Source organism: Mesorhizobium maamorense (assembly GCF_044998965.1).
In the GTDB taxonomy this organism is placed as follows: domain Bacteria; phylum Pseudomonadota; class Alphaproteobacteria; order Rhizobiales; family Rhizobiaceae; genus Mesorhizobium.
Window position 1 is genome coordinate 5,829,067 of record NZ_CP173356.1, and the last position, 26,458, is coordinate 5,855,524.

Annotated in this window: 22 protein-coding genes and 1 pseudogene; 8 read left to right on the forward strand and 15 right to left on the reverse strand. The window is 64.7% G+C overall.

Annotated elements, in window-relative coordinates; all coding sequences use genetic code 11:
* Nucleotides 1–232 precede the first annotated feature (232 nt).
* Genes ACIU1A_RS29165 through ACIU1A_RS29190 form a run of 6 tightly spaced genes read right to left on the reverse strand, consistent with a single transcriptional unit; the run spans nt 233 to nt 7,366 of the window.
* Nucleotides 233–694, reverse strand: coding sequence for a MarR family winged helix-turn-helix transcriptional regulator (locus ACIU1A_RS29165; RefSeq protein WP_404925901.1), 462 nt, complete (start codon nt 692–694; stop codon nt 233–235).
* The gene (locus ACIU1A_RS29170; RefSeq protein ID WP_140662415.1) at nt 691–1,275 is read right to left on the reverse strand and encodes an amino acid synthesis family protein; all 585 of its coding nucleotides are present in this window, start codon (nt 1,273–1,275) and stop codon (nt 691–693) included. Before ACIU1A_RS29170 ends, ACIU1A_RS29165 begins: the two co-directional genes overlap by 4 nt.
* Nucleotides 1,268–2,149 carry a UPF0280 family protein gene (locus ACIU1A_RS29175; RefSeq protein ID WP_404925902.1) on the reverse strand — a complete coding sequence of 294 codons (882 nt, stop codon included), beginning with the start codon at nt 2,147–2,149 and terminating at the stop codon, nt 1,268–1,270. Before ACIU1A_RS29175 ends, ACIU1A_RS29170 begins: the two co-directional genes overlap by 8 nt.
* Before the next feature lie 2 nt (nt 2,150–2,151).
* Nucleotides 2,152–3,693, reverse strand: a complete 1,542-nt coding sequence (locus tag ACIU1A_RS29180; protein WP_404925903.1) for a 6-hydroxynicotinate reductase — start codon at nt 3,691–3,693, stop codon at nt 2,152–2,154.
* The gene (locus tag ACIU1A_RS29185; protein WP_404925904.1) at nt 3,690–6,509 is read right to left on the reverse strand and encodes a molybdopterin-dependent oxidoreductase; all 2,820 of its coding nucleotides are present in this window, start codon (nt 6,507–6,509) and stop codon (nt 3,690–3,692) included. The genes ACIU1A_RS29180 and ACIU1A_RS29185 overlap by 4 nt, the downstream gene beginning before the upstream one ends.
* Entirely contained in the window at nt 6,506–7,366 is an 861-nt protein-coding gene (locus ACIU1A_RS29190; protein ID WP_404925905.1) for an FAD binding domain-containing protein, read from the reverse strand. The genes ACIU1A_RS29185 and ACIU1A_RS29190 overlap by 4 nt, the downstream gene beginning before the upstream one ends.
* Nucleotides 7,367–7,698: 332 nt before the next feature.
* Between ACIU1A_RS29190 and pncA the strand changes: the two genes are divergently transcribed.
* Together pncA and ACIU1A_RS29200 are read left to right on the forward strand one after the other, a co-directional pair.
* Entirely contained in the window at nt 7,699–8,313 is a 615-nt protein-coding gene (gene pncA, locus ACIU1A_RS29195) for a bifunctional nicotinamidase/pyrazinamidase (protein ID WP_404925906.1), read from the forward strand.
* Between the two features lie 73 nt (nt 8,314–8,386).
* Nucleotides 8,387–9,769 carry a sodium:proton antiporter gene (locus ACIU1A_RS29200; protein WP_404928031.1) on the forward strand — a complete coding sequence of 461 codons (1,383 nt, stop codon included), beginning with the start codon at nt 8,387–8,389 and terminating at the stop codon, nt 9,767–9,769.
* 49 nt (nt 9,770–9,818) lie between these two features.
* Here ACIU1A_RS29200 and ACIU1A_RS29205 read toward each other — a convergent pair whose 3' ends face one another.
* The 8 genes from ACIU1A_RS29205 to gcvA form a co-directional block, all read right to left on the reverse strand.
* Nucleotides 9,819–10,541, reverse strand: coding sequence for an ABC transporter ATP-binding protein (locus tag ACIU1A_RS29205; RefSeq protein ID WP_140628679.1), 723 nt, complete (start codon nt 10,539–10,541; stop codon nt 9,819–9,821).
* A complete protein-coding gene (locus ACIU1A_RS29210) occupies nt 10,538–11,263 on the reverse strand; it encodes an ABC transporter ATP-binding protein (RefSeq protein ID WP_140897855.1) in 726 nt (241 codons plus the stop codon). Before ACIU1A_RS29210 ends, ACIU1A_RS29205 begins: the two co-directional genes overlap by 4 nt.
* Nucleotides 11,260–12,222 (reverse strand): branched-chain amino acid ABC transporter permease, encoded by a 963-nt coding sequence (locus tag ACIU1A_RS29215; RefSeq protein ID WP_140554620.1) that lies wholly within the window; start codon nt 12,220–12,222, stop codon nt 11,260–11,262. Before ACIU1A_RS29215 ends, ACIU1A_RS29210 begins: the two co-directional genes overlap by 4 nt.
* Nucleotides 12,219–13,100 carry a branched-chain amino acid ABC transporter permease gene (locus tag ACIU1A_RS29220; protein ID WP_140897857.1) on the reverse strand — a complete coding sequence of 294 codons (882 nt, stop codon included), beginning with the start codon at nt 13,098–13,100 and terminating at the stop codon, nt 12,219–12,221. The genes ACIU1A_RS29215 and ACIU1A_RS29220 overlap by 4 nt, the downstream gene beginning before the upstream one ends.
* 183 nt (nt 13,101–13,283) lie before the next feature.
* A complete protein-coding gene (locus ACIU1A_RS29225) occupies nt 13,284–14,588 on the reverse strand; it encodes an ABC transporter substrate-binding protein (protein WP_404925907.1) in 1,305 nt (434 codons plus the stop codon).
* Between the two features lie 156 nt (nt 14,589–14,744).
* Entirely contained in the window at nt 14,745–16,184 is a 1,440-nt protein-coding gene (locus tag ACIU1A_RS29230) for a hypothetical protein (RefSeq protein WP_404925908.1), read from the reverse strand.
* A 199-nt stretch (nt 16,185–16,383) separates the two neighbouring features.
* The gene (gene pncB / locus ACIU1A_RS29235) at nt 16,384–17,688 is read right to left on the reverse strand and encodes a nicotinate phosphoribosyltransferase (RefSeq protein ID WP_404925909.1); all 1,305 of its coding nucleotides are present in this window, start codon (nt 17,686–17,688) and stop codon (nt 16,384–16,386) included.
* A 136-nt stretch (nt 17,689–17,824) separates the two neighbouring features.
* On the reverse strand, nt 17,825–18,799 hold the full coding sequence (gene gcvA / locus ACIU1A_RS29240) for a transcriptional regulator GcvA (protein WP_404925910.1): 975 nt from the start codon (nt 18,797–18,799) through the stop codon (nt 17,825–17,827).
* A 205-nt stretch (nt 18,800–19,004) separates the two neighbouring features.
* On the opposite strand from gcvA, the gene speB reads away from it, so the two are divergent.
* The 4 genes and pseudogenes from speB (at nt 19,005) to ACIU1A_RS29260 (ending at nt 22,267) form a co-directional block, all read left to right on the forward strand.
* Nucleotides 19,005–20,066, forward strand: a complete 1,062-nt coding sequence (gene speB, locus ACIU1A_RS29245) for an agmatinase (RefSeq protein WP_404925911.1) — start codon at nt 19,005–19,007, stop codon at nt 20,064–20,066.
* Between the two features lie 83 nt (nt 20,067–20,149).
* Nucleotides 20,150–20,959, forward strand: a complete 810-nt coding sequence (locus ACIU1A_RS29250) for a transporter substrate-binding domain-containing protein (protein ID WP_404925912.1) — start codon at nt 20,150–20,152, stop codon at nt 20,957–20,959.
* Between the two features lie 6 nt (nt 20,960–20,965).
* Entirely contained in the window at nt 20,966–21,622 is a 657-nt protein-coding gene (locus ACIU1A_RS29255; RefSeq protein ID WP_404925913.1) for an amino acid ABC transporter permease, read from the forward strand.
* A pseudogene (locus ACIU1A_RS29260) lies at nt 21,619–22,267 on the forward strand (amino acid ABC transporter permease). Before ACIU1A_RS29255 ends, ACIU1A_RS29260 begins: the two are co-directional and overlap by 4 nt.
* Before the next feature lie 45 nt (nt 22,268–22,312).
* Here ACIU1A_RS29260 and ACIU1A_RS29265 read toward each other — a convergent pair.
* The gene (locus ACIU1A_RS29265; protein WP_404925914.1) at nt 22,313–23,716 is read right to left on the reverse strand and encodes an MATE family efflux transporter; all 1,404 of its coding nucleotides are present in this window, start codon (nt 23,714–23,716) and stop codon (nt 22,313–22,315) included.
* Nucleotides 23,717–24,000: 284 nt separating this feature from the next.
* On the opposite strand from ACIU1A_RS29265, the gene ACIU1A_RS29270 reads away from it, so the two are divergent.
* Nucleotides 24,001–24,918 (forward strand): AraC family transcriptional regulator, encoded by a 918-nt coding sequence (locus ACIU1A_RS29270; RefSeq protein WP_140671575.1) that lies wholly within the window; start codon nt 24,001–24,003, stop codon nt 24,916–24,918.
* A 242-nt stretch (nt 24,919–25,160) separates the two neighbouring features.
* A complete protein-coding gene (locus ACIU1A_RS29275) occupies nt 25,161–26,432 on the forward strand; it encodes an ABC transporter substrate-binding protein (protein WP_140491369.1) in 1,272 nt (423 codons plus the stop codon).
* The last annotated feature ends 26 nt before the right edge of the window (nt 26,433–26,458 follow it).

Here is a 26,458-nt window from a genome sequence, read left to right on the forward strand (position 1 = left end):
CCGGAGATAAGCGCCGGCCCAAGGTCCAGGTTCTTCGTCCCAGGACAGCTTAGCGCCTTCCTCTCCCCCGTCGATCGGGGGAGAGGTGTCGAGCGAAGCTCGACGGAGTGGGGTCGACCCTTGGCGCGGTGCAGGAAGATTCTTGCGCCCTGGTCCCCTCTCAATATCCGTCGTCGGCGGTGGCCAGGTGGTTCCCCTCCGGAGGGAGAGGAAAGGACCTCGTCGTCGGCCCCTACGCCAATTTCGCCAGCAGCCTCATGAAGGTGGCGATCTCCTTGGCCGTGAGCGGTGCCAAGGTTTCCTCGGTAATCTCGCGCGCCAGCGGGATCAGGCGTTCGATCGCCTCGCGCCCTTCGGCGGTCAAATTGACCAGCAGCCGCCTCTTGTCGCCCTCGTGCTTGGAAAGCTCGACAAGGCCGCGCGCCTTCAGCCGGTCGATCACGCCCTTCACCGTCGCCGCATCCATGGCGATCAGCGTGCCGAGCTGGTTCTGCGAAGTCTCGCCGACATCGCGCAGCTTGGCCAATGCCGCGAATTGCGGTGGCGTCAGGTCGCCGATATGGGCAGCGAAGATCGAGACGTGGCGCTGATGCGCCTTGCGCAGGATGAAGCCGACCTGCTCCTGCAGGTGGTAGTCCTGATCGTCCGCCTCCTCGACCTCGACCAGCTTCAGCAGATTGTCTTCGCCGCTCACCGCAGCCCGTCCCATGCCTTGATGTCGTCGGCGGCCAGGCCGCCCATGCGATTGTGCACGCGCGGACCGCAGGTCATGGCGAGGCAGAACAGGATCTCGTCGGGACGCGGTCCGTCGCTGACGCCGACTTCCATCGCATCGAAATGGCTGCGCACATAGGCGGCGTTGATGTGGCCGAGAGGCACATCCAGCCGCGAGCCGAAGGCGCCGACCTTCTTGGCCGACGGCACGATCGCCTTGGCGTCGCCGAGCCGCTCGCGCATGGCGTAGCCGCCCGGCACATGCCAAAGCGCGCCATGCTCGAGCTCGCCCGATGTGCCGACGATGGCGCCTTTGCCATAGCCGTCGATCTGCTTCACGTCGCCACCCAATGCCGCGATCAGTCGGTCGGCGAGCAGGAGGCCAAGCGGCTTCAGATCGTCCATGGCGCTCTGCAATTCCTCGACATAGCGCCCGGCGAACGGGTTCTTCACCAGTGCCATGGCGGCGGCACGGCGGCGCGGCACCTTGGGCGCCGGCCCGCCCTCATGAAAGATCTCTTCGGTCAGCACCACGATCTTGCGGAGCGGAAACTCAGGCATGGGCAACTTCCTTCCCTGGACTTTTGTCGGGCGCGGCAAGCGCCATGGAGCCCTCGATGCGGGTCTGGCCGGCGAGGAACAGCGCCGATGCGGCGATCAGTCCCCTGCGGCGGAAATCTTCGGCGACGGCAAGTCCGCTGTCCAGCGCCGTGGCAATCTCTTCGGCAGAAAGCGGCCCGACTTCTTGCGTCACCAGCCTGTCGCCAAGGTCGTTATCCGGCGCCAGATCATGCGCGGGCACACGCCGAATAGCGGGATGGTGGGCCAAGTCGACGGCATTGGCGATCAATGTCGCCGCGGCATCGGCCTCGGCGCCGGTCCTCGCCAGCACGGTGACGGCGTCGGCGATGCCGAGCGAAAACGAGCGCCCGCGCCAGCCGCTGGTGGCAACGCCTTGCACGCCGTCCTCGGCGCGGATGACGATGCGGTCGGCAAGGCCATGGCCGGTGCCGGCAATGGCAAGAGTGATCGACTGGCCGGTACCGAGATGAAGCGCGCTGTCGCCGCCATTGTTGACATAGGCGCGATCGAGTTTTCGCCCGGCAATCAGCGCGGCAAGTATTTCGTCGGCTACCGAACCGGCGACGGCTGCCATCGGCGTGATGAAGTCGTCCGCCAATGGCGTAACTGCCGCTTCCATGCGCCGCGCCGTCGGGCCGGCGAAGGCGCGCGGGCGCAACGTGGCCGGCCGGCGCAACTCGGGCAATTCCTCCACCAGTTCCGGCAGGATGGTCTGGAACCGCGCCACGGCCTGCTCATAAGCTCGCCGGCATTCGCCTGGTGTCCCAAAGGCCTCGACGATCAGGTCGATCGGCCCGTGGTTGAGGTGCAGCCGCCTGCCATCCCCGAGCCAATGCGCTTGCGGGCCGTTCATCGTCACGCGGCCCCGTTCGCGGGCGTGCGCCACAACTGCGCCAGCGGCGGCCACGGGTTGCCGGCCGGCGCACCGCCGCCCCGGCGCGCGTTCAGGTACTCGCCGCCTTTGGCGACGACATCCTCGACGCTGCGGATCTCGGCTTCGTAGCCGCCGAGCCTGATATAGTCGTCGCGGAGCAGCGTGAATTCGATGGGCGCCACCAGCGCCGGCGTCGGCACATAGCCGAAGGCGCCTTCCGGCACACGCGTCACATCCACCATCAGCGTGATGCCGCCGCCCGGCCAGACATAGACCGGCGCGCCGCCGACCGTCACATAAGTGGTCAGGCCCTGCACGGAACGCGTCAGGTTGACGGGATTCTCGGTGACGCCGGCGCGCAGCGAACCACCGGCGCCGCCGATGAACAGCACGGTGCACAGCGCCGGTTCGCAATTGTCCTCGATCAGTCCCACGGATTTCTGCAACCGCTCGGGAAAAGGTTTTTCGACTGGCTTCAACTGGTCGTCGAGTTCGTAATAGGCGAACTGCTCGCCGGTGGTCGAAACCATCAGCAGCGACAGGCCGGGGCGCGCGCCCTTCTTGGCGTTCCATTCGCCCAGGATCGACAGCGGGTCGGATATGCTGGTGCCGCCCCAGCCGGGGCCGGGCTCGGAGACCTTGAAATAGCGGCCAGGGGTCGAGCGGCGGCCGATGATCTTTATCCCCGTGTCCTGCCAGCCCAGCACCTTGCCGGCCTGATGCTCCGAGACGACGCCGGTTATGTGGTCGTCGACCACCACCACCTCGTCGACCAGGCCGCGCCATTGCGTGGCGAACATGCCGATGGTCGCCGACCCGCAGCCGACCCGCATGCGGTGTTCCTGCTTGCCGTCGATGACGGGCGGTTTGCCGGCTTCGACCGTTATGGTGGCGCCGCCGTCGATGGTCAGCTCCACCGGCTTGCGGTTGCACAGACCGAGCAGCGCATCGCAGGTGGCGCGGCCTTCGGCCTTGGAGCCGCCGGTCAGATGATGCACGCCGCCCAGCGACAGCATCTGCGAGCCATATTCGCCCGTCGTGACATGACCGATCGCCTCGCCTTGCGACCGCACGACAGCCGTTTCGGGTCCGATATGACGGTCGGTGTCGATCTTCACCTTGACGCCGCAATAGGAGAAGATGCCCTCCGTGACGACGGTGACGAGATCGACGCCCTCGACCTGCTGGCTGACGATGAAGGGCGCCGGCTTGTAGTCGGGATAGGTGGTTCCTGCCCCGATCGCCGTGACGAAGCGGCGGCCGGTGTTGACCAGTTCGCCGTCCCAGGCCTCGCCCTCGGCGACCAAGGGCACGACAGCGCCGCCGATCTCGGCGGTATGATCGAGAATGGTCAGCGGGTCCATGCGCACGATCCGGCCGCCGGCATTGCCGTAGCGGTCGCAAGCGCCGGTGCGGCCATCTGATATGTAGCACATCACAGGGCAGGCATCGCAGCGGATCTTCTCCGCCACCAGCTTCTCGCCGGGATCATGGGTTTCGAAGCGTTCGGCAAGCTCGCTCATTGGCATGCCTCCTTCTCGCGGATGGCGGCGCGGATGCGCGTCGGCGTTGCCGGAACTTTTGTGATCGTAATGCCGGTCGCATGGCGGATGGCGTTGAGGATCGCCGGCGCGGTCGGGATCAGCACATGTTCGCCCAGGCCCTTGGCGCCGAACGGCCCCTCCGGGTCTGGCACCTCGATCAATATCGTCTCGATCGGCGGCACGTCGCCGATGGTCGGAATGAGATAATCGTGCAAATTCTCGGTGCGGCCGGGAATATACTCTTCCATCAGCGCCATGCCGATGCCTTGCGCGATGCCGCCCTCGATCTGGCCCTCGGCCAGCAGCGGGTTGATCGCCTTGCCGACATCGTGCGCGGCGGTGATCTTGACCAGCTTGACCGTGCCGAGCTTGAGGTCCACCTCGAGCTCGGCGATCTGCGCGCCGTAACCATAGACCGCATAGGGCTTGCCCTGGCCCTTGGCGTCGAGCGGCAGCGTCGGCGGGTCGTAAGTCTCCTCGGCGCGGAAGACGAAGCCGTGGATATCCGCTTCGAGTGTGCCAAGATCGACACGGCGGACCGCCTCGCCCTCACGGATGACGATCGCCGGACCTTCGAGCTGAAGCGACGCTTTTTCCGAGACATTGGCAAAGCGCAGGATTTTTTCGCGCAAGGCGCGGCCGGCCTTCTCGGCCGCCTTGCCGGTGACGAAGGTCTGGCGCGAGGCCGAGGTCTTGCCGGCATCGGGAGTGATCGCGGTGTCGGCGCCTTTCAGCCGGAACTTTTCCAGGGGCAGGCCGAGCGCGTCGGCGCAGATCTGCGTGACGACGGTGTTGGAGCCCTGGCCGATGTCGACGGCGCCCTGGTGCAGGATGATCTCGCCTGACGCCGCGATGCCGACCCGGATGGTCGATGGATTGGGCAGCGAGGTGTTGCCGCAGCCGTACCAGCAGGAGGCGATGCCGACGCCGCGCTTTTTATCCGTGTTGGCACTGTTGAAGGCATCCACGTCAGCCACTGCACGCGCCCAATGCGGCCGCAGGGCATCGAGGCATTCGGCAATGCCGACGCCCGATTCCAGCCTCTGTCCGGTAACTGTTTCGGATCCGTTACGAAGGCAGTTTCTCAAGCGGAAGTCGAGCCGGTCGATGCCGAGCTTGCCGGCCAGCTCGTCGTACAAGGTCTCCTGCATGATGGTCGCCTGCGGCACGCCGAAGCCGCGGAAAGCGCCGGCAATCGGCCCATGTGTATGGATGGCGCGGCCTTCGGCGCGGTAGTTCGGGGTGGCATAGGGACCCGAGGCATGCACCGGCACACGGTTGGCGACGGTCGGTCCCCAGCTCGCGTACGCCCCGGTGTTGAAATCGCCTGAGAAAATCATGCCGGTGACATGGCCCTCGGCGTCGGCGCCGATGGTCGCTTGCATCTGCGCGGGGTGGCGCTTGGTGGTCGACATCATCGATTCATTGCGCGTGTAGGCAAGCGCCACCGCCCGCCCGGTCTTCATCGCCACCAGGCCGATCAGCGGTTGCAGGGACACGTCGAGTTTGGAACCAAAACCGCCGCCAGTCGCGGTCGGCACGATGCGCACCTTGTCGACGGGCAGGCCCAGCACCTTCGCCGTCTCGTCGCGGTCCATATAGGGCGCCTGCGTGCAGGCGACGACGACCAGCGTGTCGCCATCCATATAGGCATGGCCGGCTTCCGGCTCGATATAGGCATGCTCGACATAGGACGTCTCGATCGCACCGGTCACGGTGACAGCGGCATCGGCAAGCGCCGTCTCGGGATCGCCGCGTTCGACGAAGCCCTTGGTCAGAAGGTTGGCCGGACGGTTCGCATGGATCAGCGCCGCTCCTTCGGCCTGTGCCTCGCAAGGCTGCAACAGGTGTGGCAATTCGGTCCAGCGCACCGGAAAATCCGACAGGTCGAGATCGAGCATCGCCTCGCGCTCGCCGGCCACAAGCGCCACCGCCTCGCCGCGAAACCGCGCCAAGCCTTCGGCGAGAGCCGGCTGGTCGGCGAACGGACCGATGACGCCGAAACAGTTCTTTCCCGGGATATCGGCCGCCGTGAAGATACCGGCGATGCCGGGACGAGCTTTTGCCCAGCCATCGAGGTCGCCGAAGGCGAAGCTGGCATGGTAGTGCGGCGAGCGGATTACCAGCACCGCCAGCGCATCGGCCGCGAACGAATCGCCGCCGAATTTCTCACTGCCGGTCACCTTCGGCACGCCATCGAGCCGGATCGGGGAGGAACCAATGGCGTGACCGGACCGAGGCAGACGGAAATCCAGGCTTGCAGCCTGGGCGGAGGCATCCATCACAGCAGCGACGATCTTCCGGTACCCGGTGCAACGGCAGAGGACACCACCAAGCGCGTCCTGCACTTCGATCTCGCTCGGCCTGGCTTTCTTCTCTAGCAGGGCCGTCGCCGCCACCAGTAGGCCCGGCGTGCAGATGCCGCACTGCGCCGCGCCATGCGCCAGGAAGGAGGCCTGTAGTGCCGACAGCCGGCCATTGGCGAGCCCTTCAACCGTCGTTACCGACGCTCCGGCGGCCGACGCCGCAGGCATCAGGCAGGCGCAGACCGGATCGCCATCGACCAGCACCGTGCAGGCGCCGCAGTCGCCGGCGTCGCAGCCGACCTTGGTCCCGGTCAGCAGCAATTCGTCGCGCAGCACCGAGGACAGCCGGCGCAGCGGCGGCACGTTGACCGAGACGGCGGCGCCATTGACCGCGAAGGTGATCTCCGCGCGTGCCAGGCCAACTGCATCACTGCCGGATAGGGCCCCGCCGGGTCGAGCCTGGCTGATGTGAGGCTGAGCTTTGTTCATGCCGCCACCCTGTCACCGCTCATCGGCCCCGCCGCCGCAAGCACGGCGCGGACAACGATTTCGCGCGCCGCGTCCTGCCGGTATTCGGCGCTGCCGCGCACGTCGCCGATCGGCGACAGCTCTTCCATCGGCGCGGCGAGGACCGCTGTGGCCAGCCCATGATCCGCCGCCAGTCCGCGCAGGGCCGCCTCGACCCCGCCGAGCCGCTTTGCAACAGCCGAGCAGGAACCGACGGCGACCGCCGCTTGCTCGACGATGCCGTCCTGCACGACCAGGCGTGCCCCCACCATGGCGATCGAGATGACGAGATAGCGCCGCGCGCCGAGCTTGACGAAAGCCGACATACCCGCGCCGGCCGCTTTCGGCACGCGGATGGCGGTTACCATCTCGCCGGGCCGCAGGTCCGTGCGGCGATTGCCGAGGACGAATTCCCGGAGCGGCAGGTGGCGCACCGCTTGCGCCGAGCGCAGTTCTATCTCGGCGTCGAGCACCAGCAGCGCCGGCACGCCATCCGCGGCCGGCGAAGCGTTGCAGAGATTGCCGGCGATCGAGGCGACATTCTGGATCTGAACGGACCCGACCTCCCGCGCGGCCGCTTTCAGCGCATCGAAGGCCGGCGGCAAGGGATGGCGAACGATATCGGTCCAGCTGGTGCGCGCCCCGATCTGCCAGTGCGTTTCCGTTTCCGCAATGCCGCGCAGCGCGGCCAGCCCGTTGATGTCGAGCACATTGTCGCGGAAAGGCTTGTTGCCTTGCGCCGGGTAGAAGTCGGTGCCGCCGGCAAGGATGCGCCACGAAGCTTCGCCAAGCAGGGCGAGCGCCTCGTCGACCGTGGTGGGTTTCGCGTAACGGATCACGCTTTGCCTTCCCAGAAAAAGGGCCTTTCCGAGGGAACTTGCCGGCGTCCGGGCCCGGCTTAAATTCATTCGTATGCAAATGATATCAAGTCGGCGGAAATTGTCAAAGCCGGAGTTTGCGCAGCACCCGCACGGCTGCCGCCGCCACGCATTTGTTCTCCGCAAAATCTAGGTGCTGGGGCGCCCTTTGCGCGTTCGGGGTTGCGCCCGGCGCTCTAATGGTTGACGCGGCCCGCCATCTGGTCAAGTTTCTCCCTCCGGTCGCGCCAGCGGCTTTCTTTCGCCGGGATCCCCCTGGGAGCCCGCGCCCGATACCGACAGGAAGGAACCCCATGGCCGAAGAAGCGCTTGTCGTCATCGACCTGCAGAACGACTTTTGCCCTGGCGGCGCGTTGGCTGTGACCGGCGGCGACGAGATCGTGCCGCTGGTCAACGACCTGATCCGGCGAACCGATCATGTCGTGCTGACGCAGGACTGGCATCCAGCCGGCCATTCGAGCTTTGCCTCAAGCCATCCAGGCGCCCAGCCTTTTGAAACCATCGAGATGCCCTACGGCCAGCAGACATTGTGGCCGGACCATTGCATCCAGGGCAGCCTCGGCTCGGATTTTCACTCGGGTCTTGCCTGGACCAAGGCCGAGCTCGTCATCCGCAAGGGATTTCGGCCTGATATTGACAGCTATTCGGCCTTCTTCGAGAACGACCACACGACGCCGACCGGCCTTGCCGGCTATCTCAGGGAGCGCGGCATCGACACTCTGACCCTGGTCGGCCTGGCGACCGATTTCTGCGTCGCCTTCTCGGCGCTCGACGCGGTCAAGCAGGGGTTCAGGGCCACTGTCAGGCTCGATGCCTGCCGCGGGATCGACCTCAACGGTTCGGTCGAGACGATGTTGGCAAGGATGCGCCAAGCAGGCGTGACGCTCGAAGACCACGCGGCGGACTGACCTCATCGTGGGAGAAGAGAAGGGGTCGATAGGGGCGACGGCTTTGACGGCAAGTGCCGTGGTGGCTGTCGCGATGCTGTTACCGGGAACGGCCTTCGCCGCGGAAGAGCACGGCCTGCCAGGCCGGACGATGTCGCTGTGGTGGGCGCTGCCCTTTGCCGGGCTGTTGCTTTCGATCGCCACGGGACCGCTGCTTTTCAACCATGTGTGGGAGCATCATTACGGCAAGATTGCTGCATTTTGGGCGGCTCTCGTGGTGGTGCCGCTCGCATCGGCCTTCGGCACGACGGTGGCAACGGAAGCGGTGCTGCATGCGCTGCTCACCGAATACATGTCGTTCATCATTCTCCTGTTCGCGCTGTTCACCATTTCGGGCGGCATTCTCGTGGCCGGCAACATCCACGGCACGCCATTGGTCAATGCCGGGCTGCTGCTCATCGGCGCCCTGCTTGCTTCCGTCATCGGCACTACCGGCGCCTCGATGATCCTTATCCGGCCGCTCATCCGCGCCAATGACAACCGGCCGTTCAACGCCCATGTCATCATCTTCTTCATCTTCCTGGTGTCCAACATCGGCGGTTCGCTGACGCCGCTCGGCGACCCGCCGCTGTTCGTCGGCTTCCTGCGCGGCGTCGATTTCTTCTGGACCACTGCCAACCTCTGGCGCGAGACCCTGTTCGTCAGCGTCGTCGTGCTCGCCGTCTTCCTGGCGATCGACACCACGCTGCATCGCCGCGAAATGGGCGCGCCAAAGATCAAGGACCCGACGCCGGACACGAAAGTGCGCATCCGCGGCCTGCCCAACCTGCCGCTGCTGGCCGGCGTGATCGGTGCGATCCTGCTTTCGGCCACATGGAAGCCCGGCATCAGTCTTTCCATTCAGGGGGTGGACCTCGAGTTGCAGAACCTTGTGCGCGATGTCGTCATCCTGGCGCTTGCCTTCGTTTCGCTGGCCGTCTCGCGCAAGGAGTATCGGCAGGCGAACGGTTTCAACTGGGGGCCGATCGCGGAAGTGGCGAAACTGTTCGCCGGCATCTTCGTCTGCATCGTGCCCGTGGTCGCCATCCTGAGGGCCGGCCACGAAGGCGCGCTGGCGCCGCTGGTCGCGCTCGTCACGTCAGCGCAGGGCATGCCCAACGATCTCGCCTATTTCTGGCTGACCGGAGCGCTGTCGTCCTTCCTGGATAACGCTCCGACCTACCTGGTGTTCTTCGAGCTGGCCGGCGGCGCTCCCCGGCATCTGATGACGGAGCTCGCTTCGACCTTGGCGGCGATCTCGGCGGGTGCGGTGTTCATGGGCGCCAACACCTATATCGGCAACGCGCCGAACTTCATGGTCTACGCCATTGCCCGGCACCGCGGCGTGAACATGCCGGGTTTTTTCGGCTACACGGCATGGTCGGGCGCGGTGCTGATCCCCACGTTCTTGATGGCGGGCTTCCTGTTCTTCGGGTGAGCCGGCGAGGACGCCAGGCCCTTACCTTCCACAAGGGGAGGGCAAATCCTCAGCCTACGCCGACATAGCGCCTGACCGCCGACGGGTCGGCGCGCAACGCCTCTACGTCGACCGTCTCACGGTTGCGGCCATTCTCGATGAAGGCGACGCGGTCGGCGACCGACAGCACGGCATCGACCCGCTGCTCCACCAGGATGGTGGAAACGCCCAGTTCGCGCAGCTTGGCCACCGTCTCGCGGATTTTTGCGATCATCGACGGCATCAGCCCTTCGGTCGGCTCGTCGAGCAGTAGCACCTGCGGTTCCAGGCAGAGCGCGCGTGCCATGGCCAGCATCTGCTGCTCGCCGCCCGACAAGGTGCCCGAGCGCTGCCTGAGCCGCTGACGCAGCAGCGGGAACAGGTTGAGCACGTTTTCGCGCACGGCCTTCCCCTTGCCGCGCGCCATCAGCCCGATCTCGATGTTCTCCGCCACCGTCATTTCGGCGAACAGCCGCCTGCCTTGCGGCACATAGGCAATGCCGGCTTTAGGCACCTCGTGGGCGGCCAGACCGGTCAATTCCTGGCCTGCGAGGCTGATCGAACCGGCACTCGCCCGGACCAGCCCCATGATGGCTTTCAGCGTCGTCGTCTTGCCGGCGCCGTTGCGGCCGAACAGGCACAGCACCTCGCCCTTGTTCAGCGCCAGGTCGAGCCCATAGAGCACCTGAACTTCGCCATAGAAGCAGTCCAGTCCCGCGATCCGCAACGCTTGCGTCTTGCTCGTCTCGGTCATGGGGCGGTCCCCAGATAGGCTTCCTGCACCGCCGCATTTTCGCGGATCGCCTCCGGCGTGCCCTCTGCCAGGATCTTGCCGGCGTTGAAAACGGTGATGCGGTCGGCAAGCTGCATGACGACAGGCATGTTGTGCTCGATCAGGAGCACGGTGGCGTCCCTGGCGATCTCGCGCACCAGGGCGATGAAATTGTCGATCTCGCTGTCGGCGAGCCCCTGCGTCGGCTCGTCGAGGATCAGCAGGCGCGGCTTCAGCGCCAGGCCCATCGCCACCTCCAGCAGGCGCTGGTGGCCATAGGACAATTGACCGGCCGGCATATGGGCGCGGTCGGCCAGCCCAGTGCGTGCGAGCGCCGACATGACAGCGGCCTGTATCGCGCTCTTGGAATGGCCATGCCGTAGCGTCAGTTGCACTGGCAGCGCGACGTTGGCGTAAACGGACAGGTTGGCATAGATGCTGGTGATCTGGAACGTGTAGGCAATGCCTTGGCGGACCCTGACATAGGCCGGCAGGCCGGTGATGTCGGAGCCGTCGAAAACGATCGATCCGGACGAGGGCGGGATTCGGCCGCTGATCAGGCTGACGAAAGTGGTCTTCCCGGCACCGTTGGGGCCGATGACGGCGCGGATTTCGCCCGGCACCAAGGTGAAATCGACGCTGTCGACGGCGCGCAGGCCGCCGAAATTGCGCGACAGGCCTTTGGTGGTCAGAAGCGGCGTCATGGCAGCCATCCGAGCCAGCGCTGCCGGATGCTGCCCAGAATGCCTTTCGGGAAGAACAGCACCAGCAGGATCAACGCGACGCCGACGATCAACAGGTAGGCGGAGGTGAAGCCGCTGGTGACGTCGATGACATAGTACATGAACAGCGTGCCGATCAGCGGTCCGAGCGTGGTGGCGGCGCCGCCGAGCAGCACCCACAGCAGCGGCAGGATCGAGTACTGTACCGAGGCGAAGCTCGAGCCGACATAGCCGAACAGCAGCGCATAGGCAGCGCCCGACGCCGCGCAGATGGCGCCGGAGACGACCACGGCGGCGAGCTTGTTGGAGAAGGTGTCGTACCCCAGCATTTTGGTCCGTTCCTCGTTCTCGCGGATGGCGACCAGCACGCGGCCGTATCGGGAGCGGACGACGGCCAGCGTGACCAGAAGCACGAGCGAGAACAGAGCCAGCGCGCTCATGTAGCGCACCGTCGGATTGGTGAGATCGAGCGACGTCGCGCCGAAATTCAGGACGCGTGCCGGCTGCGGCACCACCATGCCCTGGTCGCCGCCGGTCCACGCGGCAAAATAGAGGATGAGGAGGTAAAAGACCTGCGCGAACATCATGGTGACGATCATGAAGGCGACACCCGTAGTGCGCAGCGCCAGCAGCCCGATCACCAGTGCCAGCACCGCGCCGCAGGCGATACCGCTCAACAAAGCCGCCGGCACGCTCCAGCCAAGCTGGATGACGGCAAGGCCGGCGCCGTAGAGGCCGGCGGCAAAGAACATGGCATGACCGAGACTGAGCAGGCCGACATAGCCGAACAGCATGTTGTAGCCCATGGCGAAGACCGCCAGCACCATGATGCGGGCGACGAGGCCGTGATGATAGTCCGGCAGCACGAAGCTCAGGACAAAAAGCAGCGCGATGACGCCGAGATGCAAGCCGTAGGCTTTTGCCGGCGAGGTCTCGCTCATCGCGTCGCCGTCCCGAACAGGCCCTGCGGCCGGAACACCAGCACCATGGCGACCAGCAGCGTGGCGATGATCTTGGCCAGCGTCGGCGAGAAGAACACCGAAATGATGCCGTCCGACAGCCCGATCAGCACGGCGGCGATGACGGTTCCGCGCAACGAGCCGAGGCCGCCGATGATGACGACGATGAAGGACAGCAGCAGCGGATCCTGCCCCATCAGGTAATGCGCCTGGCTGATCGGCACGATCAGCACCGCCGCAATGGCCGCGAGCATGGCGCCGAGCGCGAAGACGCCGCCATAGACACGATCGACAGGGATGCCGAAGGCCTGTGCCGTCTCGCTGTCATACTGCGTGGCACGCATGACGAGGCCGACCCTGGTGCGCGTCAGCACCAGCCATGTCACCACGAGCAGAAGGACGGATGCCGCGATGATCGACAGCTTGTAGCCCGAATAGCCGAACCACGGCAGAAGGATGCGATAGCTGAAGGGCGGCTCTACCGGGCGCGCTTCCGGACCATAGAAGGTCAGCGCCAGCTGCTGGATGATGTAGAGCATGCCGATGGTGGCGACGATGGTGGCTTCCGGATTGTAGTTCAGCCGGCGCAGCACCAGCCGCTCGGCCACCAGTGCAAGGGCGCCGACGACCAGCGGTGCGATGATAAGTGCCGCCAGGAACCCGAGCGCCGGATGGCCTCCGATCGCAGTCGTGATCGCCCAGGCGAGCACGGCTCCCAGCATGAAGAACTCGCCATGCGCGACGTTGACCACGCGCATCACGCCGAACACCAGCGACAGCCCAAGCGCGGTCAGCGCCAGCACGGCGGATGTGACGAGCCCTTCGAGGGCGGCAAGGAGGAGGTGGGGTCCGAAATGCATGGGTTAGGCACTCACCGATAGCGCAATCGCGCCCCTTGAGGGGGGTGAGAAGTGGTCCGCGCAGCGGACGGAAAGCCAATTGCTTGGCTTTCCGAACGACGAACGCCCGGAGCGACAGCGAAGGGCCGGGTCCGGTAGGACAGAGGGGGGTGGCTTGGCGCTCACGCTTGCTGTTGAGCCGGCCTATAACGCCTGCGTCGTATAATCCCCCTCGGCCTCGTAAAGCCCGTCCTCGATCTTGGTCTTGTGCACCACCTTGAGCTTGCCGCCGTCGACCTTGGAGATGTTCTGGATGCCGAAGCACTGGTGGATCTTGCCGTTGAAGGTTTTTGGCCCCTGCGGATGCTCCGGACCTTCGGCGAATTCGGTCAGCGCCTCGGTCGCCTCGACCAGCTTGGCGCGGTCTTCCGGGCCCTTGTAGCCGGCGTCTTCCATCGCTTTCTTGACGACGTAGAGCGTCTCCCAGCAGCCGAACATGTGCGCGGCGGTGGAGACATCCTTGGGGTCGCCGATGGCCGCGCCATTGTCGTCGATGCCGACGGCGGCGCGATAGGCCTTCTGCGCCTCGGAATCGTCCGCCTGGGCATAACGCGGCGAGCCCTCCCAGAAATGACTGCCATCCAGGAATTCGAGCCCGGGGCTGTTGATGTCGACTGCTTCGAGCGAATCGATGAAGCCGAACAGCTGCGGCCGGTTGGAGCCGTAGAACTCGCCAAGCTCCTTGACGAAGGTGAGCACCGCCGGGCCGACCATGACGTGGTAGATCACCTCGGTCTCGGCAGGGATCTGCGGGAAGTATTTGGTGAAGGAGCTCTCCGTCGGTGGAATGGCGATTTGCGCGATGACCTCTGCGCCTTGCGCCTTCAACGCCGGCGGGAGGTAGTCGCGGTGGTCGTAGCCGAAAGCAAAATCGGGGAAGATCTGTGTCACCTTCTTGCCGGCATTGGCCGCGATCCACGGCGCCATCGACTGGATCTGGCTCTTCACGTCGGTGATGCCGGGCTGGAAGACATAGCGGTTGAGCTTGGTCGAGGCGACATGGTGGCCTTCGCTGACGACGAAATAGGGCATCTTGGCTTCGCCGGCGGCGGGTGCCGAGCCGATGACGACATGCGAGAACAAGGTGCCGAAGACGATGTCGGTCTTGTGCTGGGTGGCGAACTTGCCAACCACCTCGGCACCCCGGCCGGGATCGGTGCCGTCATCCTCGATGATGACCTCGACCGGCCGGCCATTGATGCCGCCGGCCGCGTTGATCGCCTTGACCGCCGCGGCCGTGGTCTTCTCGTACCAGCGGCCATAGGCGGCGCCGATGCCGGTTCGGTGCGACTGGAAGCCGATCTTGACCGGGGCGGAGCTTTGCGCCTGGGAGTAGCGGACGAAACCGGGCGCGACCGCCAGGCCGGCGCCGGCGGCCAGACCCTTCAGCGCGGTGCGGCGGGTGAGACCGGCCTTGGAGAGATCGAAAAACCCATTCTTGTCAGTCACGGCAGTTCCCCTGTTTTTGAGTTTTGACCAATGGCTGGAACGTAGCAGACCGCTTCCTGCGGACGGCCGAAATTGCATGTGTACAAACTAAATCACCAAAGTCCGGACACGGCAATGCCGTTTCCCCAGGGGGATCCCGGTTTATTTCCACCGCGTCTAGCCAACGGTCGGCGTGGCGAGCAGCCAGAGGCCGAAGACGGTGTAGGCGATCATCAGCAAGGTGAGCGGAAACTGGCTGAGCGCGGCGCGGGCGGGAACCGGATGCAGGCGTGCGGCGAAGCCGTGGGCGACGAGCACAGCAAGCAGATGACCGAGAATGATGGCACCGGCCTGGATGTTCCACAGCCACCATGCCGAGCCCGCGCCGGCGACGATACCGGCTTCGATCTGCATGTCGGCGGTGCCGAAAAGGTTCCAGCCGAGCGCAAACGGATCGGACAGTGCCGCAAGCGCATACTGGCCGTCGACCAGCAGCGCCGTCAGGTAGTGCGCGATGTGGTAGGCGAGCGCGATCGGCACGATCGACCAGACCAGCAGTCCCGTCGCCTCGCCAAGCCTGTGGCCTTCGCCGGCGAGCTTCTGGCCGACGACCACGGCAAGCAGGAAGACCGCCGCAAGCAGCATGAATGTCAGGACGAGGCCGAAACTGCCGCTGCCGATCACCGCCGTGCGGCCGGGGAATTCAAGCGGATTGATGCCGAACAGGCCCAGCCAGAAGAAGGTCTTCGACAGGCCGTCATAGGAAACCGAGGACAGGGCGAGCAGCAGGAAGGCCACGCCGCTTGCCGGCAAAGGCGCGGCGGTCAGCAGCTTGGCGCCCGGCCAGCATAGCGCGAGCCGGCCGCGTTCGTCGCGCACGACCGGCGCGAAGCGTGCCACCATCGAGAAGAAGACGGTGAGGAACTCGCCGCTACTGGCCCACGCCCTATAACCGAACAACAGCATCGCCAGCAAGGTGAACAACCAGTAGAGGCCGGCGGCCCAGGCCAGCCGCGTCGGATCGTCGGGCGCCGGATCGATGAGTTCGAACCAGGCAAAAGCGAAGAACAGGACGACAGCCGGCCAGCAGCCGAGCCATGGCGGAAGGCGCCAGGCCGCTTCATCGCCTCTGCCGGTCAGACGCAACAGGAGACGCACCGGCCCGTACCAGGGATTGAGCCAGGACCAGAGATCGCCAAGGAAACCTTGCAGCAGCGTGAAGCCGGCCCACAGCAGTGTCCAGATCACCAGAGGCAGCGGGTTGGAGAGCGGATCGCGGCTGCCGAGAAAGCCGGCGGAGATGAGGAATGCAAAGCCGGCAAAGGATATCAGGCTGGCAGCGGTGCGGGCATCATCACCCAGTGTGAACAGTGGCAGGCGCCGCCGCCAGAAACGTTCGAGCCGATCCGCTGCCAGCAGCGCCAGCACGAGGAAGCTGGCGGCCACGGCGAAAGCGCCGCCGACAAGGTAATAGCCGGTCGGGAGAAGCAGGACGTGGCCGCGGTCCGAGGCGTGGGCGAAGGCTGGGGTGGGTGAGAGGAGCAATAGAGCGATAGGCAAAGATGCTAATGACCGACGAGGGCACTCTACGGCGCCCCCCTCTGTCCTGCCGGACATCTCCCCCTCAAGGGGGGAGATTGGCGGTTTCTCTGTCGGCGCTTCCCTTGCAACGCCGGAGGTTCGCGAAGACGAAGATGACAGCATGATCTCCCCCTTGAGGGGGAGATGTCCGGCAGGACAGAGGGGGGCGCCAAGGAACTCAGCCTATCCGACTTTGCCGTCTCGTATGGCGATGCCGGAAGCACCGGTGGTGCCCTCACACCTTGACCAACTGCTCCACCCGGTCCTTTTCACCGAAGATGCGCAGATACCGCTCGATCTCCTTGAGGTCGCCCGTCGCCTTGGACGGATTGTCGGAGAGCTTGACCGCTGGCCGGCCGTTGGCCTCGGTGACCTTGCAGACCAGCGATATGGCGTCGAGGCTGTCGGTCGCCGTAGGCGCGCAGCCCTCGAAATCATTGGTCAGGTTCGTGCCCCAGCCGAAGGACATGCGCACCTTGCCCTTGAAGTGGCGGTAGGTCTCCTCGATGGTCTCGACCTCGAGCCCGTCGGAGAAGATCAGCAGCTTCTGCCTGGGGTCCTTGCCCTTCTCGCGCCACCAGGACAGGATCTTCTCGCCGCCCTCGATCGGCGGCGCGCTGTCGGGGCGAAAGCCCGTCCAGTCGGCCACCCAATCCGGCGCGTCGCGCAGGAAGGAAGCCGTACCGAAGGCGTCGGGCAGCACGATCAGCAAATTGCCGCCATAGTAGCGCTGCCAATCCTGCAGCACCTTGTAGGGCGCCTGTTTCAATTCCTTTTCCGAATTGGCCAGCGCCCCAAGCACCATCGGCAGTTCATGCGCGTTGGTGCCCAGCGCCTCGAGGTCGTTGTCCATGGCCAGAAGCACGTTGGAGGTGCCGGTGAAAGCCTCGCCGATGCCTTCCTTCAGTGCTTCCACGCACCAGCGCTGCCACAGGAAGGAATGGCGCCGGCGCGTGCCGAAGTCGGAAATACGGATGCCGGGCAGCGCCTTCAGCCGTTCGGTCTTGGCCCACATCTTGGCCTTGGCGCGGGCGTAGAGCACGTCGAGCGTGAAAGGCCCGAACGACCGCAAGGCGGCGCGCGAGCGCAATTCGTTGATGATGGCGAGTGCGGGTATCTCCCACAGCGTGGTGTACATCCACGGGCCGCTGAAGGAGAGTTCATACTGCCCGCCGCGCCTGGAAAGCTCGTAGTCGGGCAGCCGGAAATTTTCGAGCCAGGCCAGGAATTCCGGCTCGAAGATCTGCTTGCGGCCATAGAAATTGTTGCCCCCCAGCCAGATCATCTCCTTCTTGGAGAAGCGCAAGGTGCGGGCGTGGTCAAGCTGTTCGCGCAACTCGCCCTCGTCGATCTCCTCGGCCAGCCGCACCGAAGTGGTGCGGTTGATCAGCGAAAAGGTGGCGTCGACCTTGGGGTACATGCCCCAGATCATCTGCAGCATCAGAAGCTTGTAGAAATCCGTGTCCAGCAGGCTGCGCACGATCGGGTCGAGTTTCCAGGTATGGTTGTAGACGCGCCGCGCAATATCGGTCCTGGCCATGTCTCGTTACCGCCTTCGCTGCCTGACGCCCATGATCGCGACAGGCCTCATAGCATCGAATTGGCAAAAGCGCTGCCCGGTTTCAGGCTGGCCCGACAAAAAAGAAAGACCTGCGTTTGGCGGGCACGGGCCGACATCAGCCCGCGGGTCTGCTGCCCATTACCTTGAGCGCCGGGCGCTTGCGGCGGGTGACAAGGCGACCCGCGACGGGGGCATCGGCGCGGCCGTCATCCTGCGCCTTCTCGGCAAACAGCCAGTCGATGAACACCTGCACGATCGGCGTCGCCCGCATTTCGTTGCGGCAGACGACATAGAAATCATCGACCGCCGGCACCGAAAGGCTGAACGGCGCGACCAGCATGCCCCTGGCCAGCAGCGCGCTTGCCGTCACCGAGTCACCCAGCGCCACGCCATGGCCGTGCACGGCGGCCTCCGCCGCCATGCGCGCATCGCCCAAATGATGGCGGCGACCGCGCTCCAGGTCCAGTGCATCAGCGGCGGCCAGCCAGGTGTGCCATTCGCGGCCGTCGTCGCCATGCAGGAAGACGTGGTCGGCAAGGTCCCTCACGCCGCGGATCGGCCGGTTGTTGATCAGGGTCGGGCTGACCACGGGAAACAGTTCGAGGCCGGACCATTTGCGCATCCAGCAATCGGCCCAGCTGCCGTCGCCATAATGTACGCAGACATCGACATGCGGCGCACGGATGTCTCTTGGATCGTTGGAGGGGATGAGCGTCAGCTGGATGTCGGGATATTGTGCGGTGAAGCTGCCCAGCCGCGGCGTCATCCACAAAAGCAGCAATGCCGGCACGCAGGATACCGAAAGCGCGCCGCTGCTCGCCGGCCGCGTCAACCGCTGCGTGGCGGCGGCAATGCCTTCGAAGGCCGTCGACACCGCCGGCAAAAGTTCGGCGCCATGCGGCGTCAGCTTGACCCGCTGGCCGACGCGTTCGAACAGCTTGACGCCGAGTGACTGCTCGAGCGCCTTGATCTGGTGGCTGACGGCGCCATGCGTAACGTTCAGCTCGCTCGCCGCCTTGGTCAGCGAGGCATGGCGCGCCGTCGCCTCGAAGGCGCGCAGCGGGTTGAGGGGCGGCAGGCGTTTGGCCATCGTGCTCGGCGGGTTAATTGTGAGATTTTCTCACAGAAAACACCTTAACAATATCAATTGCTTTTTCAATGCGGCTGCCGGACACTTTGGCCCGGAACAGCATCAAGACGTGAAATCCGCAGGCGGCCAGCGGGACACAGCGGCCCGGCCGGATGGTGGCCGGCTCGCCTGCCCACGGCACACTGCATCACCCAGGAGGAGCGATATGGGTTACGATCGGGGCAAGCTCGACGCGCTGCGGCGCAAATATGGCGAGAGCCATGGCGGCGAGATGTTCGATCCGAAGTTCCGCAAGGTCGCCGACAAGATCTTCTCCAAGTCGGGCACGCGGCTCGCACCCTATTCCGGAATTCCGACCTTCCTGGCCGCGCCCTATCGTGAAATATCGGCGGACAATCCGGATTTCGGCGATTTGCAGGTGGCGATGACAGGCGTGCCGATGGACCTCGGCGTCACCAACCGGCCGGGCTCGCGTTTCGGGCCGCGGGCGTTGCGCGCCATTGAGCGTATTGGCCCCTACAATCATGTGCTGGAATGCGCGCCGACGCATGAGCTTCGGGTTGCCGACATCGGCGACACGCCGTTCCGCAGCCGCTATAGGCTGGAAACCAGCCATGAGGACATCGAGCGCCGTACCAACCAGATCGTCGATGCCGGCGTCATTCCCTTGTCTGTCGGCGGTGACCATTCGATCAGCCATCCGATCCTGAAGGCCGTCGGCAAAAAGGCTCCAGTCGGCCTCATCCACATCGACGCCCATTGCGACACCAGCGGCCTGTTCGACATGACCAAGTTCCACCACGGCGGCCCATTCCGCAACGCGGTGCTCGACGGCGTGCTCGATCCGACGCGCACCATTCAGATCGGTATCCGCGGTTCGGCCGAATATCTGTGGGAGTTCACCTACGAGTCCGGCATGACCGTGATCCATGCGGAGGAAGTAACCGGCCTTGGCATCCCCGCCATCATCGAGAAGGCGCGCAGGATCGTGGGCGACGGCCCGACCTATGTCTCCTTCGATATTGACAGCGTCGATCCGGCCTTCGCCCCGGGCACCGGTACGCCGGAAGTCGGTGGGCTGACGACGCGGGAAGTGCTGGAACTGCTGCGCGGCCTCAAAGGCCTCAACATCGTCGGCGGCGATGTCGTCGAGGTGGCGCCGCAATATGACGCCACCACCAACACCGCGCATGCCGGCGCGCAGGTGCTGTTCGAGATACTGAGCCTGATGGTGTTCAGCCCGGCCGTTACAAGCAAGGGCGCCTGACGTTCAGCAAAAGCAAAGGCGGCCGTCGCGCTGGAGCCGGCGGCCGACGGAAAACGAACAAAGCTTCCAGAAGGGGAATAACAATGACAATCCACTCGACACTCAACTCGTCCATCGCCGCCATCCTGGTGATGGGCGCTGCCGGACTCGGTCTCGCCACACAGGCCGCCAATGCCGACGCGCTGGCTGACATCACCAAGGCCGGCACCGTCAATGTCGGTGTCTTCGCCGATTTCCCGCCCTTCTCCTCGGCCAGCGCCGACATGAGCCTCAAGGGCTACGATATGGATGTCGCGCAGTACATCGCCGACACGCTCAAGGTGAAGCTCAATCCCATTGCGGTCACCGGCCAGAACCGAATCCCGTACCTGAACGACCATCGCGTCGACATACTGATGAGCGTCGGTTACTCCAAGGAGCGTGAGCAGGTGATCGACTTCGCCGCCGCTTACGCACCCTACTACATCGCCGTGATCGGTCCGGCGGCGATGGCGGTCAAGGGCAAGCAAGACCTTGCCGACAAGTCGATCGCCGTCAATCGCGGTACGCTCGAAGACACCTCGCTGACGGAGGCCGCACCCGCCTCGGCCGACATCAAGCGCTTCGACAACTACAATTCGGTGATCCAGGCCTTCATTTCCGGCCAGACCCAGCTCATGGTCGTCGGCAACGATGTCGGCGCGCAGGTGCTGGCCAAGCAGGATGCGCTCAAGCCCGAGCAGAAGTTCCAGCTTCTGACCTCGCCCTCGCATATCGGCCTCAACAAGAATGAGGACGGCCTCAAGAAGGCGGTCAACGACGCCGTTGCCAAGATGCTGGCAGACGGCAAGCTGGACGAAAGCTCGAAAGCCTGGCTGAAGACGCCGCTCAATCCCGACAACCTCAAGGATTGAACCTCCGTGACCTTCGGCTGGCTTCCGGCTGCCGCCGCTGACATCGCGCGTGGCGCCGCCACGACGATCCTTCTGATCGTCGTGACCACGCTGGCGGGAACGTTGCTCAGCATCCTGGGTGCCGCGGGACGGCGAAACGGCCCCGTGCTGCTTCGCCAGGCCATCGCCTGGTATGTCGAAGTGATGCGCAACACGCCGTTCCTGGTGCAGCTGTTCTTCATCTTCTTCGGCCTGCCCAGCCTCGGGATCAGGCTCGATCCCATTCTGGCCGCCATGCTGGCGATGACGCTTAACATGGCGGCCTATACGATCGAGATCGTCGGCGCCGGGCTTGACGCCGTGCCGCACGGACAGACCGAAGCAGCGCTGGCGCTTGGCCTTCGGCCGCGTCAGGTGTTCGTCAAGATCGTGCTGCCCCAGGCGCTCAAGGTCATCTATCCGGCGCTTACCAGTCAGATCGTCATCATGATGCTCGAGTCCGCCGTGGTGTCGCAGATCGCCGTGCGCGAGCTCACCTACGAGGCCGACATGCTGCAGGCGCGCACCTTCCGCTCCTTCGAGACATATTTCGTCGTGACGATGGTCTATCTGCTTCTATCGATGGCCTTGCGGAGGCTTCTGGTCACAGGCGGGCGCCGTGCCTTGGGGGCCGGCGTAGCATGATCGAGTTCACTTTCTGGGACATCGTTCGCAATCTTGTGCTTGCCGCCCGCTGGACGGTGCTGCTGTCGCTGGCCGCCTTCGTCGGCGGCGCGGTGGTCGGCATGATCGTGCTGTTCTTCAGGATCGCCAAGAACAAATGGACCCGGCGCCTCGCCTCCGGCTACATTGCTTTGTTCCAGGGAACGCCGCTCCTGATGCAGCTTTTCCTGATGTTCTTCGGCCTGCCGATGCTCGGGTTCCGCATCGAGGCATGGACGGCGGCCGTGCTCGGCCTGACCTTCTTCGCCAGCGCCTATCTGGCCGAGATCTGGCGCTCCGGCGTCGACGCGCTGCCGCGAGGACAATGGGATGCCGGCGCCAGCCTCGGCCTGCACTATCTGCAAGGAACTGCGGCTGATCATCCTGCCGCAGGCGTTTTCGATCACCCGCGCGCCGACGGTCGGCTTTCTGGTGCAGCTCATCAAGTCGACGGCGCTGACCTCGATCATCGGCTTCGAGGAGCTGGTGCGAACCTCGAACGCCATCAACAACGCGACCTTCGAACCGTTCAAGGTCTATGGGCTGGTGGCGCTGATCTTCTTCCTCATGTGCTTTCCCCTGACGCAATACGCCCGCCGGCTGGAGAAGCGTGCGGCCGGGCACTGAGCCGGCAAAGCAACCGGCCACCAGAATTTAGGCAACCGGTTACGTTCAATGTCCGACCACCAGCGGCGGCGCCAGGCGATCCCGCCGCAACCAGCGCGCCAGAAGCAGCGCCGCCACCACCGCCAGTCCGCTGGACAGCCCGATCCAGATGCCGACGCCGTGGAAGCCGAAAGGAAAGGCGAGCAGCACGCCCAACGGCAGGCCGACGCCCCAATAGCCGATGGCGGCATAGATCATCGGCACCTTGGTGTCGTGCAGGCCGCGCAGCATGCCGGCGGCAACCGCTTGCGCGCCGTCGAAGACCTGGAACAGGGCCGCGAAGACCAGGAACGATACGGCAAGCGTGATCACCCTGGCATTGGCGGGGTTTGCAAGATCGATGAAGGCGCTGATCAGGAGATGCGGCCACAGGATCATTACCAGGCCCATCAAGGCCATGAACGAGACGCCGATGACGAAGGGGGTCCAGCCGGCGCGCGAGACGCCTTCCGGATTGCCGGCGCCATGCGCAAGCCCGACGCGCACCGTCACCGCCTGGTTGAGGCCGAGCGGCACCATGAAGGAGATCGAGGCGATCTGGATGGCGATGGCGTGCGCGGCAAGCGAATCCGCGTCGATAAGGCCCATCAGCAGCGCCGCGGCATTGAAGATCGTCACCTCGAAAGCAAGGATGCCGGCGATCGGCAGGCCAAGCCGTAGCAGGCCCTTGAAGCGCGGCCAGTCGGACCGCCAGAAGCGGCCGAACAGATGATAGCGCCTGAACTTCTTCTCCCACATCACCACGGCGGCCATGCCGACGAACATCAGCGTTGAGGACAGCGAGGTGGCAAGGCCCGAGCCTGATATGCCCATGGCCGGGACGCCGAGATTGCCGAACATGAACACCCAGTTGAAGAGCGCGTTGCAGGCGACGGCGACGAAGACGATTATCAATGCCCAGCCCGGCCGCTCCAGCGCCGAGATGAACGAACGCAGCACGATATAGCCGTAGAAGGGCAGCACCGCCCATTCCAGCCAGCGCAGGTAGATGCCGGCGCTATGCGCCAGAGCGGGCTCCTGGCCCATGGCGAGCAGCACGTTCTCGCCGTGCCAGAGAAAGATCCAGATCGGAATGCAGATGAGGATCGCCAGCCACAGGCCCTGGCGCACGGTGCGGCGCAGGTCGCGCACCGAATGACGGCGGCGGCCGAGCTCGGTCGCCATCATCGGCGAGGTCGCCAGCATCAGGCCGAGGCCGAAGATCAGCGGCATGAAATAGAGATTGGCGCCAAGCGCGCCGCTGGCCAGCGTGTCCGCCCCCAGCCTGCCCATCATCATGACGTCGGTGGCCGTCATGGCGGTCTGGCCGAGATTGGTCAGCACCATGGGCCAGGCGAGCGCCAAAGTCGCCCTGATTTCCTGAAGCCAAAGATTTTCCGGCGCGCGAGCGCCGGCTTCGATCGCAGACATTATTCCGCTCTTTCAAGGTTGCGGCGCATCGGCAAAAAAGCCGGAAGCCGCATTGCAAACGGCGAGACCTTCGGTTTCGCGGCGTTTACGTCAGCTTTTGTACGAAACGCGACATGAAGGCAAGGGAGGAGGGGCGGGAACAGATTGATCCAGTCGGATCGCCGATGACGCTGAAGCCTCGTGACCGACGCTCTCCGACGGCCCATTTCACACATGGCCTCAAGGCTGCTACGCATTGCAAGGACGAGCGAGGTGCCACGGAACCCAAATTTGCAGGAGGCAGGATGCAGTTCAGGCGCAGAAGGAATCCGGTTGCGACGCTTCGCACGGCGCCGGCCTTCGAACATATCGTCACCGAGGCGAGCGACAGTTTCCTGTGGCGGCTGGACGACTATCCCTGGGAGCGCAATGTCTGGAATTTCCATCCGGAGTACGAAATCCACCTCTTGCGAAAATCCTCCGGTGTGGTGCTGGTCGGCGACCACATCGGCGAGTTCGGGCCGGGTTATCTGACCATCGTCGGCGGCGGGCTGCCGCATGATTGGGTGACGGCGGTGCAGCCGGGCGAGCTGATCGAAGGCCGCGACATCGTCCTCCAGTTCGATGCCGAGAGGCTGCGCGGCTCGGCTGGCCTGTTGCCCGAACTGCGCGAACTGGAGCCGTTCCTGGAGCGGTCGCTGCGCGGCATGGTTTTTCATGGCCGCACGGCATTGGAAGGCGCCGAGCTGATGGAACGGATGGGGGAGGTCAGCGGGCTAACCAGGTTCTGCCTGTTCCTGAACCTCGTCGATCTCCTCGCCAGGACCGACGAATACGAGCTGTTGTCCTCGCCGGATTTCTCCCCTGTTCTGGATGCCGCCTCGCTCGACATCATCCAGCGCACGCTGACCTATCTGTTCCAGCATTTCGCCGAGGATCTGAAGCTGCCTGATGTGGCGGCGCTCGCTGGGATGACCGAGAGCACATTCTCGCGCTTTTTCCAGAAGAACACCGGCAATTCCTTCAGTGACCACCTTGCCAAGCTGAGGCTGTGGCAGGCCTGCAAGCTGCTGGCCGATACCGATATTCCGATCACCGACATCTGTTTCCAGGTCGGCTACATGAACATCTCCAATTTCAACCGCGCCTTCATGCGCAAGCACAAGATGACGCCGTCATCCTATCGCAAGCTGTCGCGGCAGCGGCTGGCGATGCGCGCGTAAGCACGCCCTAAAAACCACCGCCCCCGAGTCCGATCGATACTCATGTGAGATTGGGCGCAACCGGATGCCGGTTTTTGCGTCGCACAATGCATAAAAGTACAGGTCTTCTGCAACGGAGCTTCTAGCGCGAGCCGCTGCAACTCCGCATTTTGGCGATGGGTGGCAAGTCGCTCGGGCGATGGTGAGGATCGCGCAACCCGAGGACGTCCGCTTCCTGCGACGTGTTCCTGGAGGAGAAAATAATGAAACCAATTCGGCTCGCTGCCAGCCTTGGTGCAGCTTTCATGCTTTCCGCTACCGTTTCAACCATCGCTTTAGCGCAGGCGCCGGTCTGCTCGGCGCCGGTCAAGGTGCTGGCGCAGCCACGTGACGGCCTGACGCTTCTGGAGGACTCCAAGGCCGAGTTCGAGAAGCTTGCCGGCGCCGGCTTCCAGATCGATTACCTCAACGAGAACGACCGCCGGGCAAAATCGCGCGCCGACGCGTCCACGGTCGGCAACTACAACGTCTACTATGTCGACGAAGCCAATGTCGCGCTGTTCGCTTCCTCGAAATGGATCGTGCCGCTGGCCGACTACTATCCGGCCGACTACGACTATGCCGACTTCGACCCCGGCCGCCAGAAGGTCGCCACCTATGACGGCAAGGTCTGGTTCGCGCCGCTGACCGGCGGCGGCGACCTGATGGTCTATCGCAAGGACGTGCTGGAGGCCGCCGGCATCCAGCCGCCGAAGACGCTGGACGAGCTGATCGCCGACGTGCCGAAGCTGACCAATCCGGACAAGGGCATGTATGGCATCGCGCTGCGCGGCGCGCGCGGTTCGGGCGCCAATGTCTGGCGCTGGATGCCCTTCTTCAAGGCCTATGGCGGCCAGTGGTTCGACGGTGACAAGCCGGCCTTCAATTCGGATGCCGCGGTCAAGGCGACCGAGACCTACCTGAAACTGTTCAAGGATTCGGCGCCCGGCACGCAGACCGGCAGCTGGGATGAATCGACCGGCGCCTTCCTGTCGGGCCAGGTCGCGATCCTGGTCGAATCGACGCCGCTGTCGGGCATGGCGGTCGATCCGAAGACCTCGCAGGTCGTCGGCAACATCGGCTTCATGCCGCCGCCGTCGCCACTGCCGGGCGGCGGTTACGGCCATGGCCTCGCCATCGCGACGAAGGCCAATGCCGACGACGCGTCGAAGAAATGCGCCGGCCTGTTCATCGCCTGGGCAACATCGAAGGAAAACGAGAAGCGCCGGCTCGACGCCCACCAGTTCGGCGAGCTGAACCGCACCAGCATCCTGGCCAGCAAGGAATTCGCCGATATCTACGGCGCCGATCTCGGCCAGGCACTGGCCGAAACCGGCAAGGTCACGGCGGTCAATTTCTGGCAGGACCCGCGCTGGCCCGATCTCGGCGACCGCTGGGGCATCATCCTCGAGGAACTGGTCACCGGCACCCGCACCGATATCAAGGGCGGCCTCAACGAACTCGAGGCTTATGCCAACGAGCTGGTGAAGAAATAAGCCATCCTCCCCCTGCGGCGCGCGGT